Origin of the sequence: Pseudolysobacter antarcticus, from assembly GCF_004168365.1 — a bacterium.
GTDB lineage: Bacteria > Pseudomonadota > Gammaproteobacteria > Xanthomonadales > Rhodanobacteraceae > Pseudolysobacter > Pseudolysobacter antarcticus.
Genome location: NZ_CP035704.1, coordinates 3085243 through 3102001, shown reverse-complemented (window position 1 = coordinate 3102001; position 16759 = coordinate 3085243). Strand labels below are relative to the sequence as shown.

Genomic DNA, 16759 nt, shown 5'->3' with positions numbered 1-16759 from the left:
GGAGCAAAAAAATACTGATGAGTACAGGAACTGGGGACGGCTTCGCGATGCACAAGTGCCAGCAGCAAAAAAGATTATTTTGTTTGCATCATATTGCGCGGATTGATCTTTTTGTATGCCAGAAGTCACGCAACGGCGGCATGCTCATCTCAATCGCGATATTGAACCTCGGCGGCATCTCAAAAATCGAGACTGCATTCACGCGTCAACTTCCGCTCCGATTCAGTGCGCCAGACCAATCAGCCGATGCGAAGCATGATATCGCGAATGCTATGCTATGAACCCGCGCGCATCACGCGTGCAGCGTCGTGTAACAGTGCCCATATCATGAACTCTCCGCGTGTAGCGGGTCATGCGCGACTCGCGCCCTTGCTGGCCGGTCTCGCCATGCTTGGCCCGTTCTCCATCGATACGATGTTCCCCGCCTTTCCACAGATCGGTGCGCAATTCGGCGCCAATTCGCTGGCCGTGCAGCAAACCTTGAGCGCGTATCTTGGCGCGTATGCATTGATGTCACTCGTGCACGGACCGCTGTCCGACACGCTGGGCCGGCGTCGTGTGATCATCGCGGGCCTCATGATTTTTCTACTGGCATCGATCGGCTGTGCACTCGCACCTACCTTGCCGGTGCTGCTCGCATTTCGTGTATTGCAGGGCGCCTCGGCCGGCGTCGGCATGATTGTCGGGCGCGCGATCGTGCGCGATTGTTACGCCGGTGCCGATGCGCAGCGGCTGATGTCGAATATCACGATGATGTTCAGCATCGCGCCGGCGCTTGCGCCGATCATTGGCGGCTGGGTGCTCGGGCTTGCCGGCTGGCATGCGATCTTCTGGTTTCTCACGTTGTTTGCAAGCGTGATCCTGCTTGCGAGTTTTGCGCTGCTGCCGGAAACCCATGCGCACGAACATCGCGTCGGCATCTCGCCGCGCGGCCTGGTACGCACTTACGGCGAAATCCTGCGCGATCCGTCGTTCCAGCCGCTGGCGTTGTCCGGCGCGTTCAATTTCGGTGCGCTGTTTCTTTATATCTCCTCGGCACCAGCCTATGTGTTCGGACTGCTGCATCTCGATGAACACAGTTTCGGCTGGCTGTTTGTACCGGCGATCGGCGGCATGCTGTTCGGTGCGGTGCTGTCGGGTCGCATGGCTGGGCGAGTGAGTGCCGAGCGCACCGTGCGGATCGGTTATCAGCTGATGCTGGTCGCCGCCGCGCTGAGCATCGCACTTGCGTTGTTTTCGCCGCTGCCAATGTTGCCGTGGTCGGTGCTGCTGATCGGCTTCGGTGCGATCGGCATCTCGCTTTGTTCACCTACGATCACGTTGCTGATCCTCGATCGTTTCCCGCGTTATCGCGGTGCCGCATCGTCGATGCAGGCTGTGGTCAGCTTGTTGTATTGCACGTTGCTGGCCGGCGTGATTTCACCACTGATTTCCGGCAGCGCATTATGGCTGGCGATTGGTGCGGCCACGCAGACCGTGCTCGGTTTTGTCACGTGGTTATGGTTCCTGCGCGTCGGCAAACGCGAACTCGACGCGCACAGTTGCGCGAGCGCGGATGCCGTGGCGATGGAAGAAGAAGCCGAGCCGCAGATTTGACCCCAGCGTTGTCCTGATTAAGTCCACGTCCACGTCGATCCGTCGATATTTCATCGCAGCGATTTGCATCAAAAACATCGAATCAAAACGGGCCGCCCTCATACCCGCTGGCAAAGATCACATCCTCCTCGAACGCACCGATATCGACGTGTGGCCCGATCGTGCGCAGCTTGCCTGCAAGATCATAACTTCCCAGGCCGGTCGGCGGATTGTCGATGCCGGCGTCAACCAGCGGCGAGCCGCGCTTGAGTTCAAAGCTGCTGCACAGCAGTCCAACACAAGGCGCGAAATCCGGATCGACACTTTGATTGTTCTGGCTCAGCGCATTCGGCAAAACGAAGGCTGATGTGCCGATATCGTTGTTGCGCAGGATTACGCTGGCGCCGGCGTAAAGATCGACGCCGCCGTTGGCATTGTTGTTCCACAGGATATTGTTGCTGAGCCAGAAATTCGTGCCGGAATTGCTCTCGACATACAAGCCGCCGATGCCATTGGTCACGGTCGCGGCACTGTTGTTGATCATCGTATTACCGGTGATGTAGGCGACGCTGTTCGAGGTCTGCAGCTCGCCAACTCCCATCTGCAGCGCGCTGTTGAGATAAAACAGATTGTTGCGCAACGTGATCAGGCCACCGATATTGATGTAGATCGCGCCGGCATAGTTTTCGGCATGGTTGAGCAGGAAGCGATTGCTTTCGATGCGCACGTCGCCGTTTTGCGCGGTCGCAAACAATCCACCGCCGCCATCGGCGCCGGTCTTGCCGGCGATGAAGGTGATGCGTTCGATATGTATGCTCGCCGCCGCCGAGGTCGAAGACTGGATGACCCGCAATACCTGATAGATGTTTTCGCCGTTCAACGACGTCACTGCGGTGGTGAGTTGCGAGCAATCGGCGTTATAGCCGCCGAAGATTGTGATGCTGTTGGCTTCGCTGGAAAAAAATTGCAAACCACCGGCATTCAGTGCGTAGCTTCCCGCAACAATATCGATCTGGTCGTTCTGGCCATTATCCTGCGATGTGGTGAGCGCAAAATTCAGTCCGGCCACGCTGTTGACGCAAAACAAGGCGGCACGCACGTTCGCACAAAAAAACATTGCGACAAAAGAAATCAGGATCGGCAACAAACGATTATGTATTTGCATCGAGATCTCCGCTATGTGCGTGGTGAACAGGGTTGGGCGTGGCATGTTGATTTTGTCCGTACCGGTTTTTGCGACGCCATCGAGGGTCGCATACACCGCAAAACCTACAGACGTAAATCGGCGCATCGAGGGATCACGCGCAAGCTCACTCGATCAATCGAAGCCGTTGCGCAGCAGCACGTCGGACTCGAACGCACCGATGTCGGCATGAGTGCCGATTGCACGACCGCCAAGATTCAGATCTGAATCAAGCGCGCCACCGACCGGCGCGTTTTCACCGGCGTTGACCAGCGCCGAGGTCGGCAGCAGTTCGAAGTCCTGGCACAACAAGGCGCATGACGCAAAACCCGGATTTACGTTGATATTGCCGACGTTGTGCAGCGGATCGGCGGCGTTGCTACTGGAGCTGCCGATATCGTTGTCGATGCGCGCATGGGGTGCTGCAGCGCGCATATCGACGGCGCTGTTGGCGTTGTTGTTCCAGACGATATTGTTGCTGAGCCAGAAATACACGCCGGCGAGATACAAGCCGCCACCGCCTGTGCTGTCAGCGCTGCTGTTGCCGACGATGGTGTTGCCGATCACGTAACTGTTGGCGGCATAACTGGTCAGCTCGAACCCGCCGCCGGATGCTGCGCTGTTGCCGAAGGCGACATTGCCACGCACGCGCAGCTCGCCCGACAACGAGTACGCGTTCAAGCCACCGCCGAGGTTGGTGGCGTGATTGAACGAGAAGCGATTCAGGTCGATCGTGATCGCACCGGAATCGGTGCTCACGTACAAACCACCACCGCCGTTGTTGGTTTCCACGCCGTAACTGAAGGTCAGCCACGACACGTTCACGCCGCCACCACCGCTAGCGAGAATGAATAGTGGCCGCACTGTGCTCTGGCCGTTGAGCACGGTTGCCGCGCCGTTGAAACTCGTGCAGTTGGCATTCCAGCCGCCGCTGATCGTTATCGAATGCGCTTGCGTCGACTGATAGATCAGCGGCGTGCTCAGCAGATATTGGCCGGCGGCGATGCGGACTTCATCGTCCTCATTATTGCTTTGCGTCGCGCTCAGCGAGACTTGAATGCTGGCGGCGGAATTGCCACAGAACACCGTCGCGTTGGCGCTGCGCATATCCGCGCAAACGATCAGCAGCATCCCGAGGAAAGCGAGTGCCGCGCGTATCGCAAAGCTCACGCCACGATCCAAGCGCAGCCACCACGAGTCGGTGAGCTGCGAGTTGTGTGGGAGTTTTTTCGGCCGCGTCGCGAACATCCTTTTGCGCCGCTGCGGACTGTTTGAGCGCAACGACTTTTGTGGATTCATCGAGTTCATGCGACTCTCCACATCACTGTCTGCGTCAGCGTACCGTCGTGAAGGTGCTAACCAGAGTCAGGTCAAAATCTGCATCGATTTTTGCGCCGCCTGCAGCACTATCATCGACATGCAATTTGCCGACCAGATGATTCGGCGAGCCGCTTGCGAGCGCGAACGCGCTGGCATCAGTTGCGCCGGAATATTGCATGCGTTGACCATTCAACTTGACTGAATAATCGAGGTGACGCGCTTCGCTATAATCGACCATCGCGCCATCCTCGAGTGTTGCGTCCGCGCAGTGCAGGGTTTTGCATGCCTTGATCTTCGCGCCAATGTCGGCACTCGACAGGTAAATCCGCAACAGGGTTTTGCCCGAGTTCATCTCGTCTGGTCCACGTACCAGAACGGCGTACTTAACCATGCCGACCGTGGTTTTGAGAGTTACCGAACCGCTGGCTTTGTCCGCAGCGGTTGCCAGCGTCGAAATCGCCAGCAACATCGCGGTTGTAGCCACAACATTTCGCAACGAGCGCATACGTTTCTCCAGTGAGTGAATCTTGAATAAAAAAAGAAGTTGCGTTGCAATTCGAAACCGGAGAAGAGACGGGTACAAGCACTCCGTTTCGGTGTGCATCTACAGACGCAATTGCGCGTCCAAAAGGATCATCGCCATCGATGCGACGCATGTCGAAGTTTGGTTGCGGAGCGGAATCAGTCGCTTGGCGCGGGCAGCGCTAGCGCAGAGAAAGGCGATCTCGTCTTTACGGCAAGCGTCGTGATCTGACGTCTTTTGCGCGATCAGTGTTGGTCAGGTGTTCGCAACAGCAAGCTGCGCGCGGCGCGGCTGCGGGCATCATCGGCACCGAAAAATTGTTCGCGGATTGTGACCGCCTCGGTGATCAGGCGTTGACTCTCGACAAGGCCCTCCTTGCGTGTCGCCAGCAGCTGGGCGAGTTCGATGCGCGTGGTTGCCGCCCACGGATGAAACGCGTGCTCGATGTAGCCGAACGCGGAAAGTGCGGCGCGCAATTCCAGCTCGGCCTCATCGATCTTGCCGGCATCGCGCAGGGCAAGACCGAGATAGTGATGGGCGAGCGCGGGATAACGCCCGATTTCGCCATAATTTTTCAGCGCGATCTGCAGCGCTTGACGATCCAGTGCCACGGCCGCTTCAAAGTCATGCTGGGCGCGAGCCACCTCGCCACGCCAGTAATAGTTAGCGACTTCGCCGTTGCTGGGTTGCTTGTCGATATTCTGCTGAACCTCGATGAGTTCGGCTTTGGCGATATCCAGCCTGCCTTGCAAAACATGCGCACTCGCCAGACCTTTCAGCGCCGTTTGCGTGCCGTCAAATGCGCGCCCGTATTTTTTTTCGAAGACGCGCATCGATTCGGCAAAGGTCTTTTCCGCCGCTGCAAGGTCGGGGATCTCGATCAGATCCGAGCCGAGATTGGCCAGCGTTCCTGCGCGCGCCGGCGCGTCGTCGCCGCCGACTTTGCGTTGCAGCGCATCGACCTCCTCGAAGATCTCGCGCGCTTGCCGATAATGACCGAGCAGGAAATGCGTCAGCGCCAGATAACCACGGTTGACGAGCAGACTGGGATGATCCGGCGCGAGCGATTTCGTTTCGATCGCCAAACCCTTTTCGCTTTCCTCCAGCGCCTGCGCATAACGCGATTGGCCGCGCAGTGCCATCGCGATATTGCCGTGCAGGCGCCCCACCAACGGGCTGTCCGCGCCGTCGCTCATCGTCATGAGACGCAGTGCCTCGCGATAATCTGCCTCTGCGGCGACGGATGAGTGCAATCCCCATTCCGCGTTGGCGCGGGTCCAGTGCGCTTGCCCCAGCATATAGTTGCTCACTGCCGAGTGCTCGGTGATCGCGACGGCAGCGTCGGCGTATTTCTTGGATGTGGCAAAATCGCGCTGCGACAGGTGCACTTCGGCCACACTGGTCATTACCCGAACCTGCACTTCGGCCGGCACTTTTGAGAGCGCCTGCAAATGCGTATGCGCAGCCTCCACTAAAGATTTGGCGGCGGCGAAATCACCGTTGCTGCGCAACGTGGCGCCGTAGTCGAGTTCGGCAATTACCCGGCGTAATGAAGTATCGTCGCTGGCGATCACGCTATCGAGTGCATGTTTTTGCAAGTCGGCAGCCTCACTGTAATGCCCGAGCTGCGAGTAGATCCGACCAAGCACCGATTGCAATTCAGCTTTCAATGCCGGATCGCCGTGGGCATCGGCGTCGAGATGTTCACGGCCGCGATCAAGCAATTCGCGCGCGCTGATATCGCGGCCCTTGGCGATTGTGGGATCGACCGCAATAAACAAGCCGAACAGAAAGTCCTTCACCGCGAGCGTCGATTGCGCCTCGCGTGCGGTTTGACGCGCTTGGGCTGCGATGATCACCGCACTGCCGATCACCACCATCATCAACGCTGCGCTGGCGACCAGCGGCAACCAGTTGCGTCGCGCAAACTTGCGCAGTCGATACCAGCTGCTATCGGCGCGCGCTGCAATCGGTCGATTTTCCAGATGCCGGCGCAAGTCGTCGGCAAACGCCTGCACGTTTGCGTAGCGTTGCGCCGGCAGTTTTTTCATCGCGTTGGCGACGATGATTTCGAGATCACCACGCAACGCAGATCGCAGCCGATCGACGCTGATCGCGCGTGCCGTGGCGACAGCGGCAAGATCGGTCACGCCATCGAAATCGGAAAGTCGCTTCGGTTCGCCATCCACTACCGCTCGCGCGAATTGCACCGGCGTGGCACGCGTCGAGCCGTGCGGATTGCGCCCGCCGAGCAATACAAAAAGAATGACGCCAAGCGCATACACATCAGTGGCGATGGTGATCGCCGCGCCGGTGATCTGTTCCGGTGCGGCATAACCTGGAGTCAACGCGGCGAAGGTTTCTCCGGTCAATCCCGCCGCAGTTTCGTTATCCACTTCAAGCAGCTTGGCGATACCAAAATCGAGCAGCTTGGCATTGCCATCATCGAGCACAAGAATATTCGACGGCTTCAGATCGCGATGCACGATCAGATGCGCGTGCGCATGCGCGACGGCCGCACACACCTGCAAGAACAATTGGATGCGCGCGTGCAGATCGAGGCGGCGCGCATCGCACCACTGATCGATACGCTGGCCATCGACGTATTCCAGCACCAGATAACGCTGACCATCGCTGCTGAATCCGGCGTCGAGCAGCATCGCGATATGCGGATGGCTGAGCTGCGCGAGGATGCGGCCCTCCTGTGCGAACCGCTGATTCGCGCGTGTGTCAGCAATCGCCATACGCAACATTTTTATCGCCGCCACGCCCGCATGCTGACCGTCGGCGCGGTGCGCCAGCCAGACCTGGCCCATGCCGCCGGTGCCGATCGTGCGTTCGAGAATCCATGCGCCGAATCGTTGTCCGCTGACATCGGCTTCGGCTAGCGGCGCATGCGTGGTGGCGACATCGAGCATGGCATTGTCGATGAGAAACGCAGCGCGGTCAGCATCATGATCGGCTCGGATCAACGCCAGCAAACGCTGATGCAGCGAAGCATCCTGTCGCGCGATATTTTCGAGCAGAGTTATCCGTGCATCGGCATCCGCATCCAGCCACTGCGCGAACAATGCAAATGCGCCTGCGGAATTATCTTTGGGGCTGGACATCAGCCAGTCGTGCCCATCGCATCGAACAGGAAAGCGCGCGCCTTGCGCCAGTCGCGTTTCACCGTCGGCACCGAGACGCCGAGCACGTCGGCAATTTCGGCTTCGGTCAGTCCGCCGAAATAACGCAGCTCAACCACTTGGTGCGAACGCTCGTCGATCTGGCGCAACGCCTGCATCGATTCGTGCAGATGCTCGATACTGTCTTCGCCGATATCAATACCCGGAATGCCGGTCGTCAAAGTCAGCAAACGCTCGCCACCGCCGCGTTTCTGCGCGCGCCGCTCACGCACGTAATCGATAATTACACTGCGCATCACTTGGGCTGAATATGCGAAGAAAATATTTCGTTGCGCCGCGTTGATCGCGCCCTGACGTTGCAGCCGCAAATAGGCTTCGTGCACCAGCGAGGGCGCATCCAACGACATCGTGCCGGCGCGCGCGAGTTGCGCGCGTGCGAGCTTCATCAGTTCGGAATACACACGCGCATCCAGGTGCTCCGGCAACGCCGTGTCAGCCGCCGCTTGCGTGCGCCCTTGCTGTGTGGTGTCGCTCAAGACACGCTCCTGAAAGCATTGCTGAAGCGATGATACACGAACCTTTCGCGGCGTCAGGGCAAGGTATTCGTCGTATCATGCGCAACAAAATTAATCCTGCTTCAGCCATGGAGTCACCCGTGTGGAAGAGCTGATGGTTTTGCTGTTTCAAGTTCTTTTCAGCAGCATCCTGTTCGTGCTTGAGTTCGCGATCGACGTGCTGGCCTACGCGCCGCTGGACTGGTTTTTCGATTGGCGCGATTTTCCCGAACCACGCACTTTATGGCTCGCGAGCCTGCTCTGGTTTGCTGGAGGCTGCGTGCTGGCGTGGTTGTCGGTGCTGCTGCTCACGCACACGTTCCTCGCTATTCCCGCATTGCGAATTGCCAATCTCGCGCTAGCACCGATCGCGTCGGCATTTTTATCGCAGGCACTGGCACGGCGACGCAAAAAATCGAACGCGGCGATCGTGCCGCGCAATCATTTCTGGCAATCGTTCTGGTTCACGCTTGGTCTGGTGACAGTGCGGTTTGCGTTCGCCGTTCGCAGCTAGGCGGCGCGCGCTATCACGGTTTGCGACGAACGCGCTAAGCTGATCGCACTGCATTGATGCGAACGGCAGCATGACGGCATCTGATCCCGCGCAAGATGATTCCCCGGCAGCGCATGCGCCGCAGGAAGCACTGTTCGCGCTGGTGTATCAGGAACTGCGGCGGATCGCGCGCAGTCAGCGCCGTAATGCCGGCAGTCCGATGACGCTCGATACCACCGCGCTGGTGCACGAGGTGTATCTCAAGTTGCATGCTGCGCCCGAAGCAAAACCGATCGATCGTATGCATTTTCTGTCGCTTGCTGCACGTGCGATGCGGCAGATTCTGGTTGATCACGCGCGCAGTCGTTCGCGCCTGAAACGCGGCGGTCCGTGGAGCATCACCGGCTTGCGCGAAGACATGAGTGTGACAACCGACATGATCGATCTGGTCGCGCTCGACGACGCGCTGACGCGCCTGACCGCACTCGATGTGCGCGCTGGGCAACTCGTCGAGTGGCGTGTGTTCGGCGGCCTCGAAATGGCGGAAATCGCGCAACTGCAAAACCTCACCGAGCGCACCGTATTTCGCGACTGGCGCCGTGCTCGCGCGTTTCTCGTGCAGCAACTCGGACTCGAAGAAACCACATCGGTCTGAGTATGGATACCGAACGTTGGCAACGTGTGAGTGCGATTTTCGACGAGGCCGCGGAAGCGCCGTTGGCATCGCGTGCCGCGCTGCTCGATCATTTGTGTGGCGCTGATGTTGAGTTACGTCATGAGGTGGAAGCACTGCTCGTAGCGGATGCGCGCGCTGATGCCTTCGACAGCGGCGTGGATTCCGCTCGCATCGCGGCGGCGAGCGATTGGGCTGATTCCAAAAATGTCGAATCCCTGGCAAGCGGCGAGCGCATCGGCCCGTGGCGTGTATTGCGCGAACTCGGTCGCGGCGGCATGGGCGTGGTATTGCTGGCCGAACGCGCCGATGGTCAGTACGAACAACAAGCGGCGATCAAACTGATCAAGCGCGGCATGGACAGTGACGCGGTGCAAACGCGTTTTTTGCGTGAGCGGCAGATTCTGGCGCGACTGGAACATCCGCATATCGCGCGTCTGCTCGATGGCGGCATCGCGACGGACGGTCGACCGTATTTTGCGATGGAATATGTCGATGGTTCGCCGCTGCTGGCGTATTGCGCGCAGCACAATCTGTCGTTGCAAATGCGCATAAGTATATTTATGGATATTTGCTCAGCGGTGCAGTTCGCGCACGGCCAGTTGGTGGTGCATCGCGATATCAAGCCGTCGAATATTCTGGTGACCGCCAGCGGCAGTGCCAAGCTGCTGGATTTCGGCATCGCCAAACTGCTCGATGATTCGCTCGGCGCACAAATAAATGCGACCGTCGATGCCGCACAACATCCGCTGACCCTGGCTTACGCCGCGCCCGAACAATTGCGAGGTGAATCGGTCGGCATCACCACCGATGTGTATGCGCTGGGCGGTGTACTTTACGAATTGCTGACCGGATGCCGTGCCTTCGATTTGGGCGATACCCCAACCCTGGACGACGTACAGCGCGTGCTCGCGGCGACTGCCCCTGCGCTGCCCAGTGCGCGTGCGAAGGCGGACTCACCGGTGGCGGCAAATTCATTGCGCGGCGATCTCGACATGATCGTGCAGGCGGCGATGAAGCGCGACCCGCAACGACGTTATTCCACGGTCGAGGCGTTTGCCGCAGACCTGCGCCGTTATCTCGTTGGCCGGCCGATTGCCGCGCGCCGCGACAGCAGCACGTATCGCATAAGCAAGTTTGTCGCGCGACATCGTGCCGGTGTCGCCGCGAGTGTGTTCGGCATGCTTGCCTTGATCGCGGCGCTTGGTATGGCGGTATGGCAGGCACGTGCAAAAACGCGAGAGGCACAGGCATCGCAGGAGGTCACGGCATTCCTGGTCGGCCTGTTCGCGGGCTCCGATCCGACACACTCCGGCGGTGCTGCGATCAGCGCGCAGGATCTGCTCGATCAAGGTGCGAAACGCCTGCAAGGAAAGTTGGAAAACGCGCCGATGTTGCGTGCGCGTTTGCTGAATACCGTGGCGACGACCTACACCGCATTGGGTTTGTACGATCGTGCCTTGCCGCTGGCCGAACAGGCGCTCGTATTGCGTCGGCAAAATCTCCCAGGCAACGATCCAGAGCTTGCCGACAGCCTCGATGAACTCGGACAAATCTACACGCAGAAAGCTGACTATGCGCGCGCGGAACCCTTGCTGCGCCAAGCGCTGGATTTGCGTCGCACGCAACTCGGTGATGATGATCCAGCCACGATTGACAGCTTTGGTAATCTCGGATCGTTGTTGCAGAGTCGCGGCGATTTCCAGTCCGCCGATGAAATGTTTCTGGCGGCACTGAACGCAGCGCAACGTCGCTATGGCAACGATGCCGTGGAAACAGCGCGGCGACTCGATGACGAAGCCACCAATCTCGACAACCTCGGCAAAAAAACCGAGGCACTCGCGGCTTACCGCCGCGCGCTGGAGATCCGCGAGAAAAAGCTCGGTGCCGATGATGCCGAGGTCGCCACATCGCTGCACAATATCGGTACGCTTTTTGATGAGAGCGGCGACGATATCGCAGCACAAAAACCGCTTGAACGCGCCTTGGCGATTCGCCTGAAAGTATTTGGCCCCGAACATCCGTTAGTGGGATTTACCGATCTGGCACTGGCCGGTGTTTATCAAGGTCTGGAGCAACTGGATAACTCCGAAAAGAGTACGACCGAAGCACTCAGAATTTTCCGTCACACGCTGGCGCCGGATCATCCCAAGATCACCGAGACGCTGAATGTGCTCGCTATTCTGCATTCCCTACGTCGGGATTTTTTCGGTGCCGAGCCTCTGGCGCGCGAAGTAGTCGAGCGCTTCCGGCGCACGCTGGGTGCGGATCATCCCAATACGCTTACGGCGGAAAACAATCTTTCGTTCGTGCTGCGACACACGGGCCAATCAAGTGCGGCCGAACGACTCGCACGCGGCGTGCTGGAGCGCATGCATGACGACAACGGTCAAGGCACGATCGCGGTCGATTGCGAAAATTTGGCGAGCGTACTGGAGCAGCAAGGCAAGTTCGACGAAGCCTTGCTTTATTCGCGACAAGCGCTGCAGCTGCTGACAAAAACCGAGGGCGAAAATTCTACCAATGCCATTATCGCGCTGCGTCTGCTCGCGCTGGCCGAAGAGCTGCAAGGCGATGCGAAAAATGCGGAGCAGGATTTTCGTACTGCGCTGAGTCGTGCCGCGCAGCTACCGAGCGGGCGCACGATGGCGACGTATCTATTGCAGATACCACTGGCGGATTTTCTGGTGGGCGCGAATCGCTGCGCAGAAGCGCAACCGTTGCTCGAAAACGCCCTAATGCAAATTAACAAGCCAAGCGTGACAGCGGGGCCGATCTGGGGTGCCGAGGCGCAGCTTCTGCTTGGCCGCTGCCGCGCCGCGGATCATGCGAATCAAGACGGTGCTGCACTGGAGAATGCCGCACGGAAACAACTGCGTGCGCTGCCGGCGATCGAGATTGATCTTTATCCCGCCACCGTCAAGTTGCTGCACGCACGCTAATCGCGTTATGTCTCAACGGCGCGTTTGCTTCGATTCGACACGATGAAAAGTGCAATGGCCGGCGCGATCAGACGCTAGTAATACGGCAGCTCGAAACTGTTCTTGAAGATGCCGTCGAACGCGGCCAGACGGGTTACGGCGATGGCGTTGCCGCCCGCCCCAGCGGTATAACCGGCGGCCACCAAACTGCCTTTGGCGAATGCGGCGGAGAGTCCGTAATTGGTGGTCGTTTGCAGGCCGATGCCATCGTTGTGTGCGGCAAAAAAAACTCCGCGTGAACTACCGCCGTTGAAGGTGGAGTCGAGAACGAAGTTCGTATTCACCGGCAAATTCAAACGTGCGATACCGAACATGAGGCCATACGGTACGCCGGGTTGATTGCCGCTACCCACTGCCAGTATCTGCGGAAATTTGGTGTCGTAATTATCGACGATCAATTTGCTGATGCCGTTGCTCGCGCCCACCGAAGGATTGTTGTCATAGGCGAAAGCAAACTTGTCGTCCTGGCATACGGCGGCGCAATCGTGTTGTGCAACATTGCCGCTGTTGTCGAGCAGCGCCAGCACGGCGGCTTGATACGAGCCACTGCCAACGCTGGCGCTGGCGTGGCCGCCGAGCACGATGTAGTTGTCTGGCTTGACTACCGTGAGTGCATTGCAGAAATCGCCGTTGTCGCCACCGAGATCGAACGGCACGATGGTCTGGCCGCCGTTGCCGAAGGCATGATCGACGTCGTAAAGATCGTGCGTGATGCGGATCACGGCGCAGTCGTAGTTGCCGCCCGCGCCGCGATGGTAACCACCGACCACGTAGCGTCCCTGACTGTCGATGGCGAGGTCGAGGGCATGGTCGTCCTGATTGTTGCCGGAGCCGAATGCGTACTGGAATAACGGTTCGACTGCCTTGCCATCGGCGCTGATGCGCACGAACAGGAACTGGTTATTGTTGCTGCTTTGCTGATGATAGAAGCCGGCGATATCGATGGTGCCATCGCTGTCGATCACCGCACGCGAGGAGTACATGGAATCGCCGCTAGCTGGCTGTATTTGCACGACGCCGGGATAGCCAAAATTGGTGAACGCGGCGTCCGGTACTCCGCTGGCACTGAACTGCACCGCAAATATCGCACCCCCGACCGGGTTGTGCATGACCATGACGATGCGATCATCCGGCCGTAGCACGATGGCATCCGATACGCACCCGGCGTACCCGGTGAATCCTGGTGGGAAACCGCCGATTCCGCCAAAGCCGGTATCGAGACTGCCATCGATGTTGAGGCGTAGTGCGAAACAATCACCTTGATCGTCACTGCCCGTAACAACGATCTTGCCGCTGGACTGGATCGCGGTATCCGTTGCCGTGAGGTTCGATGCGCCGTGCGCTTCGCTGGTCGCCGAAATCTGAACTTTGCCGCCAGCGCCGAAGGCGGGATCGAGCGCGCCGGAATCGACCGGCTCACCGGCGAGCGCGGTCGCACCGACCAGCGCTACACACACGCATATCGACAAGCATTTTGCAGAGCGCATAACCCACCTCGTCGTAGCACCATTCGCAGCGATGGCAACAGGGGTTACGTCATGCGGCATGGATTACTGACATGCGTGGCAGCAAGCATCGTGGTCACGCCCCGATGACCGTTCGATTCGCCGCGAATCAGTGCATCGCAAAAATCTTGTTGCACAAGGCGCCGAGTTTTTTCTGCAATGCCGCTACCGGCGCTTTGGCCAGCTCGTTACTCAAACCTTGCGCTCTGATATCGCATAACAAATCGCCTTTGCGCGCGTTTATTTCACGCAGATCTGTCAGCCATACCGCTTCCTCGCCGACGCCGCTGAGCGGTTCGGACGTTGCGTACTCTTTCATCTGGCCGGAGCTGAACGTGCCGAGCGTCACCTTGCCCAAGCCCGGGCGCAGCGTGACCTTGATCTCGGGGCCGCCATGATTATTCGTCGCGGTGATGAAATAACAGGTCTGTGCATCGCCGTTCAGGTTTTTTGTGGCGGTGATCGGCTCGCTCAGAATGCCGTCCATATCTTGCGCCACCAGCAGTTTCTGATCGCAGACGCTGCTTACCGGCGCCTTGGCGGCCTGCGCTGCGCTGATGTTTGCGGGCGATCCTGCACCCGTATTCGATGCAGTTTTCGAGCACGCGCCGAGCATGCAAATCGTACTGGCAAGCAGAAGTGAAATCAGGCGAGGAAAAATCATGCGGTTCTCCATCAGTGCGGGAACAGGGATCACGATCAATGCGCCAAAATTTAATGCGCACCCGTGCCGGGTTTTGGCACTGGTTTTGGTGCGACGGGCTTGGGTTTTGCGTTGGGCGTAATGACGGACGCTTGTGCAGAATGTCCTGGCGGAATCGGCTGGGTATTCAGCGTATTTTTGCCGCCGACAAAAATAATGCCTTGTTTGCTACTCGCGCCGGATGCGCCCGAAATGCTGTGGGTCGGGCCGGGTGATGCCGGGCCGATTGTGGATCTTTTTTCCATGACCAGCGGATGCACGGGATCGGTTTTCGACATGTTCGGCGCATGTGCTGTGTCGATCGAATGCATCGTCTTTTGCTGCTGCTGCTGCTGCTGTTGCGCAGGCGGATGCGCGTTTGGCGGTCGGCACGGTGGTGTAGGGCAGGTCGGATTGCCCGCGTATGCTATCGGTGCGCACGCAAGGCCGAGGGCGAGCGCGATCAAGACGAGCGGCGATGATCTGCCCGGATTTCGGCGCCGTAATTGTCTGGCGTTGGCGTGGCTTGCGACCTGTTGCAATGACATGACACGACTCCTCGGAATGATGGGCTCATCCGGGGTTACGTCGTCTGGTGCCATTTACTGACATGCTGATCGCACAACACTTGTCGATGCGTCTTGTCGTCCGCTTTTGCATCGCGCATCGGCGCGGCATTGGTCACTCGGTTCAGCGCGACAGATCGAAAAAATCCTTCGCGAGTTTTTCGCCGTTGATCAGGATTTCTACCTCGTGTCGGCCGGCATAATGCACGCGCGTGGTGAAGTCGCGAACCGTCTGCGAGCGTGTTAGTTGAAGCGATTCGTGCGCATCGAGCGTGAGCTCCTTCCACTTGAAAATCTTGGCTGATGCGCTGCCAGATTTCTTGACGTAATGCACCGCGTAATCCACCACGAGGCGCTGGCTTTTGCTTGCGGTTGATTCCAGTGTCAGCGTCAGCGCGAGTTTTTCTCCAAGCGCAATCTTGCGTGGATGCAGCGAAAACTCCTTGACTAACACCTGCGCTTTCGCACCGGCGCCGATCACACTGAGCGCGCGACGATCGCCTTTTTTTATGAGCGTGCGCAACGCGTGTTTGGCGATCCATGCCGTGTGCCGATTTTCCAGCGACCACGATTCGATACGATCCAGCACCCAGTCGGGATGATCCTTGGCAATGTCGTTGAGATGGTTCGCCACCGACTTGCGTACGTACAGGCTGGTATCGGTCTTGAGGTTTTCGAGAATAGGTGCGGCCAAATTCGGATCGGCAATCAGCGCATCGAGACGAAACGACCACGGCAGGCGCGGCCGACTGCCTTCGCTGGCGAGGCGGCGCAGATGTTCATCCGCATCACGCGACCAGATTTCCATTACAGCTAGCGTGCGCAGCGGATCGCGGCGCAGGAATTCGCGGATCGCAAATTCCGCCGAACCGAACGTCGTGAAAAACGCTAGCGCTTGCATCGATAGATCAAAATCGTCGTGGCCGAATACTCCGACAAAATCCGACAATACCAGCGTCACGAAACCGGAATGGATACGCGGCGCGAGTTTGCGCAGAATCGCGATCGCGCGTGGATAATTTTGCGGCAGTGTGGCATGCAGGCTTTGCGACATGCGGCGCATGCGTTGCATCAGGCTCAATGCATCCAGATCGTCCAGCGCCAGCGCGAGAAAATGCTTGGCATCGAATCTTGGATGCAGCACCGCGACTTCTTTCGCGATGCGGCGGAAACATGCCGCATCGAAAATTTCTTTGAGTTTCGGCGCGGAGTTATCGACGGAGATTTCTTCGGCTGGCATCGGCGGCGATCAATTATTTCAAGGGTTCGACGTGGTCGCGATAAAAAATCAAGTCGTTATGCGCGATTGAAACGCTTCGCCGACTGCAACTGCAAACGCGCGCGTTCCTCATCGCGGTCTTTCGGCGGCGCTAGAGTCACGAGTGATTGCAGCAGATTGCGTGCCGCGTCACTCACTTGCGTGACCGCCAGTGCAAACGCGGCCTCGTTGATTTTCGACGGCGTATTAAAGCCGCTGAGCTTGCGTACGAACTGCAGCGCGGAGGCGTGGATCTCGTCGTCGGTCACTGGCGGGGCGAAGTTGAAAAGCGTCTTGATGTTGCGGCACATGGCAAAC

The 16759-nt window shown here is 58.6% G+C and carries 15 protein-coding genes; 5 read left to right on the top strand and 10 right to left on the bottom strand.

Annotated elements, in window-relative coordinates:
- Positions 1-17: 17 nt before the first annotated feature.
- Positions 18-281 (top strand): hypothetical protein, encoded by a 264-nt coding sequence (locus ELE36_RS13275; RefSeq protein ID WP_129834066.1) that lies wholly within the window; start codon positions 18-20, stop codon positions 279-281.
- Between the two features lie 46 nt (positions 282-327).
- Positions 328-1596 carry a multidrug effflux MFS transporter gene (locus ELE36_RS13270; RefSeq protein WP_129834064.1) on the top strand — a complete coding sequence of 423 codons (1269 nt, stop codon included), beginning with the start codon at positions 328-330 and terminating at the stop codon, positions 1594-1596.
- An 82-nt stretch (positions 1597-1678) separates the two neighbouring features.
- On the opposite strand, the gene ELE36_RS13265 is transcribed toward ELE36_RS13270, so the two are convergent.
- From ELE36_RS13265 to ELE36_RS13245, 5 genes are all read right to left on the bottom strand, one after another.
- Positions 1679-2740 (bottom strand): choice-of-anchor Q domain-containing protein, encoded by a 1062-nt coding sequence (locus ELE36_RS13265; protein WP_129834062.1) that lies wholly within the window; start codon positions 2738-2740, stop codon positions 1679-1681.
- Between the two features lie 153 nt (positions 2741-2893).
- A complete protein-coding gene (locus ELE36_RS13260) occupies positions 2894-4066 on the bottom strand; it encodes a choice-of-anchor Q domain-containing protein (RefSeq protein WP_129834060.1) in 1173 nt (390 codons plus the stop codon).
- Positions 4067-4091: 25 nt separating this feature from the next.
- Positions 4092-4583, bottom strand: coding sequence for a hypothetical protein (locus ELE36_RS13255; RefSeq protein WP_129834058.1), 492 nt, complete (start codon positions 4581-4583; stop codon positions 4092-4094).
- A 263-nt stretch (positions 4584-4846) separates the two neighbouring features.
- Positions 4847-7711: a serine/threonine-protein kinase gene (locus ELE36_RS13250; RefSeq protein WP_129834056.1), complete on the bottom strand. Its 2865-nt coding sequence runs from the start codon at positions 7709-7711 to the stop codon at positions 4847-4849.
- Entirely contained in the window at positions 7711-8265 is a 555-nt protein-coding gene (locus tag ELE36_RS13245) for an ECF-type sigma factor (protein WP_165371607.1), read from the bottom strand. The genes ELE36_RS13250 and ELE36_RS13245 overlap by 1 nt, the downstream gene beginning before the upstream one ends.
- Before the next feature lie 121 nt (positions 8266-8386).
- Between ELE36_RS13245 and ELE36_RS13240 the strand changes: the two genes are divergently transcribed.
- From ELE36_RS13240 to ELE36_RS13230, 3 genes are all read left to right on the top strand, one after another.
- Complete coding sequence (locus ELE36_RS13240; RefSeq protein ID WP_129834052.1) at positions 8387-8797, top strand: hypothetical protein; 411 nt, start codon at positions 8387-8389, stop codon at positions 8795-8797.
- Positions 8798-8867: 70 nt separating this feature from the next.
- A complete protein-coding gene (locus ELE36_RS13235; protein ID WP_129834050.1) occupies positions 8868-9431 on the top strand; it encodes an ECF-type sigma factor in 564 nt (187 codons plus the stop codon).
- A 2-nt stretch (positions 9432-9433) separates the two neighbouring features.
- Entirely contained in the window at positions 9434-12391 is a 2958-nt protein-coding gene (locus tag ELE36_RS13230) for a serine/threonine-protein kinase (protein ID WP_129834048.1), read from the top strand.
- 74 nt (positions 12392-12465) lie between these two features.
- Here ELE36_RS13230 and ELE36_RS13225 read toward each other — a convergent pair whose 3' ends face one another.
- The 5 genes from ELE36_RS13225 to ELE36_RS13205 form a co-directional block, all read right to left on the bottom strand.
- On the bottom strand, positions 12466-13917 hold the full coding sequence (locus tag ELE36_RS13225; protein WP_165371605.1) for an NHL repeat-containing protein: 1452 nt from the start codon (positions 13915-13917) through the stop codon (positions 12466-12468).
- 127 nt (positions 13918-14044) lie between these two features.
- The gene (locus ELE36_RS13220; RefSeq protein ID WP_129834044.1) at positions 14045-14599 is read right to left on the bottom strand and encodes a hypothetical protein; all 555 of its coding nucleotides are present in this window, start codon (positions 14597-14599) and stop codon (positions 14045-14047) included.
- A 50-nt stretch (positions 14600-14649) separates the two neighbouring features.
- The gene (locus tag ELE36_RS13215; protein WP_129834042.1) at positions 14650-15165 is read right to left on the bottom strand and encodes a hypothetical protein; all 516 of its coding nucleotides are present in this window, start codon (positions 15163-15165) and stop codon (positions 14650-14652) included.
- 142 nt (positions 15166-15307) lie between these two features.
- Positions 15308-16423 (bottom strand): DNA alkylation repair protein, encoded by a 1116-nt coding sequence (locus ELE36_RS13210; protein ID WP_129834040.1) that lies wholly within the window; start codon positions 16421-16423, stop codon positions 15308-15310.
- Between the two features lie 56 nt (positions 16424-16479).
- Positions 16480-16752, bottom strand: a complete 273-nt coding sequence (locus ELE36_RS13205) for a DUF2277 domain-containing protein (protein ID WP_129834038.1) — start codon at positions 16750-16752, stop codon at positions 16480-16482.
- Positions 16753-16759 lie beyond the last annotated feature (7 nt).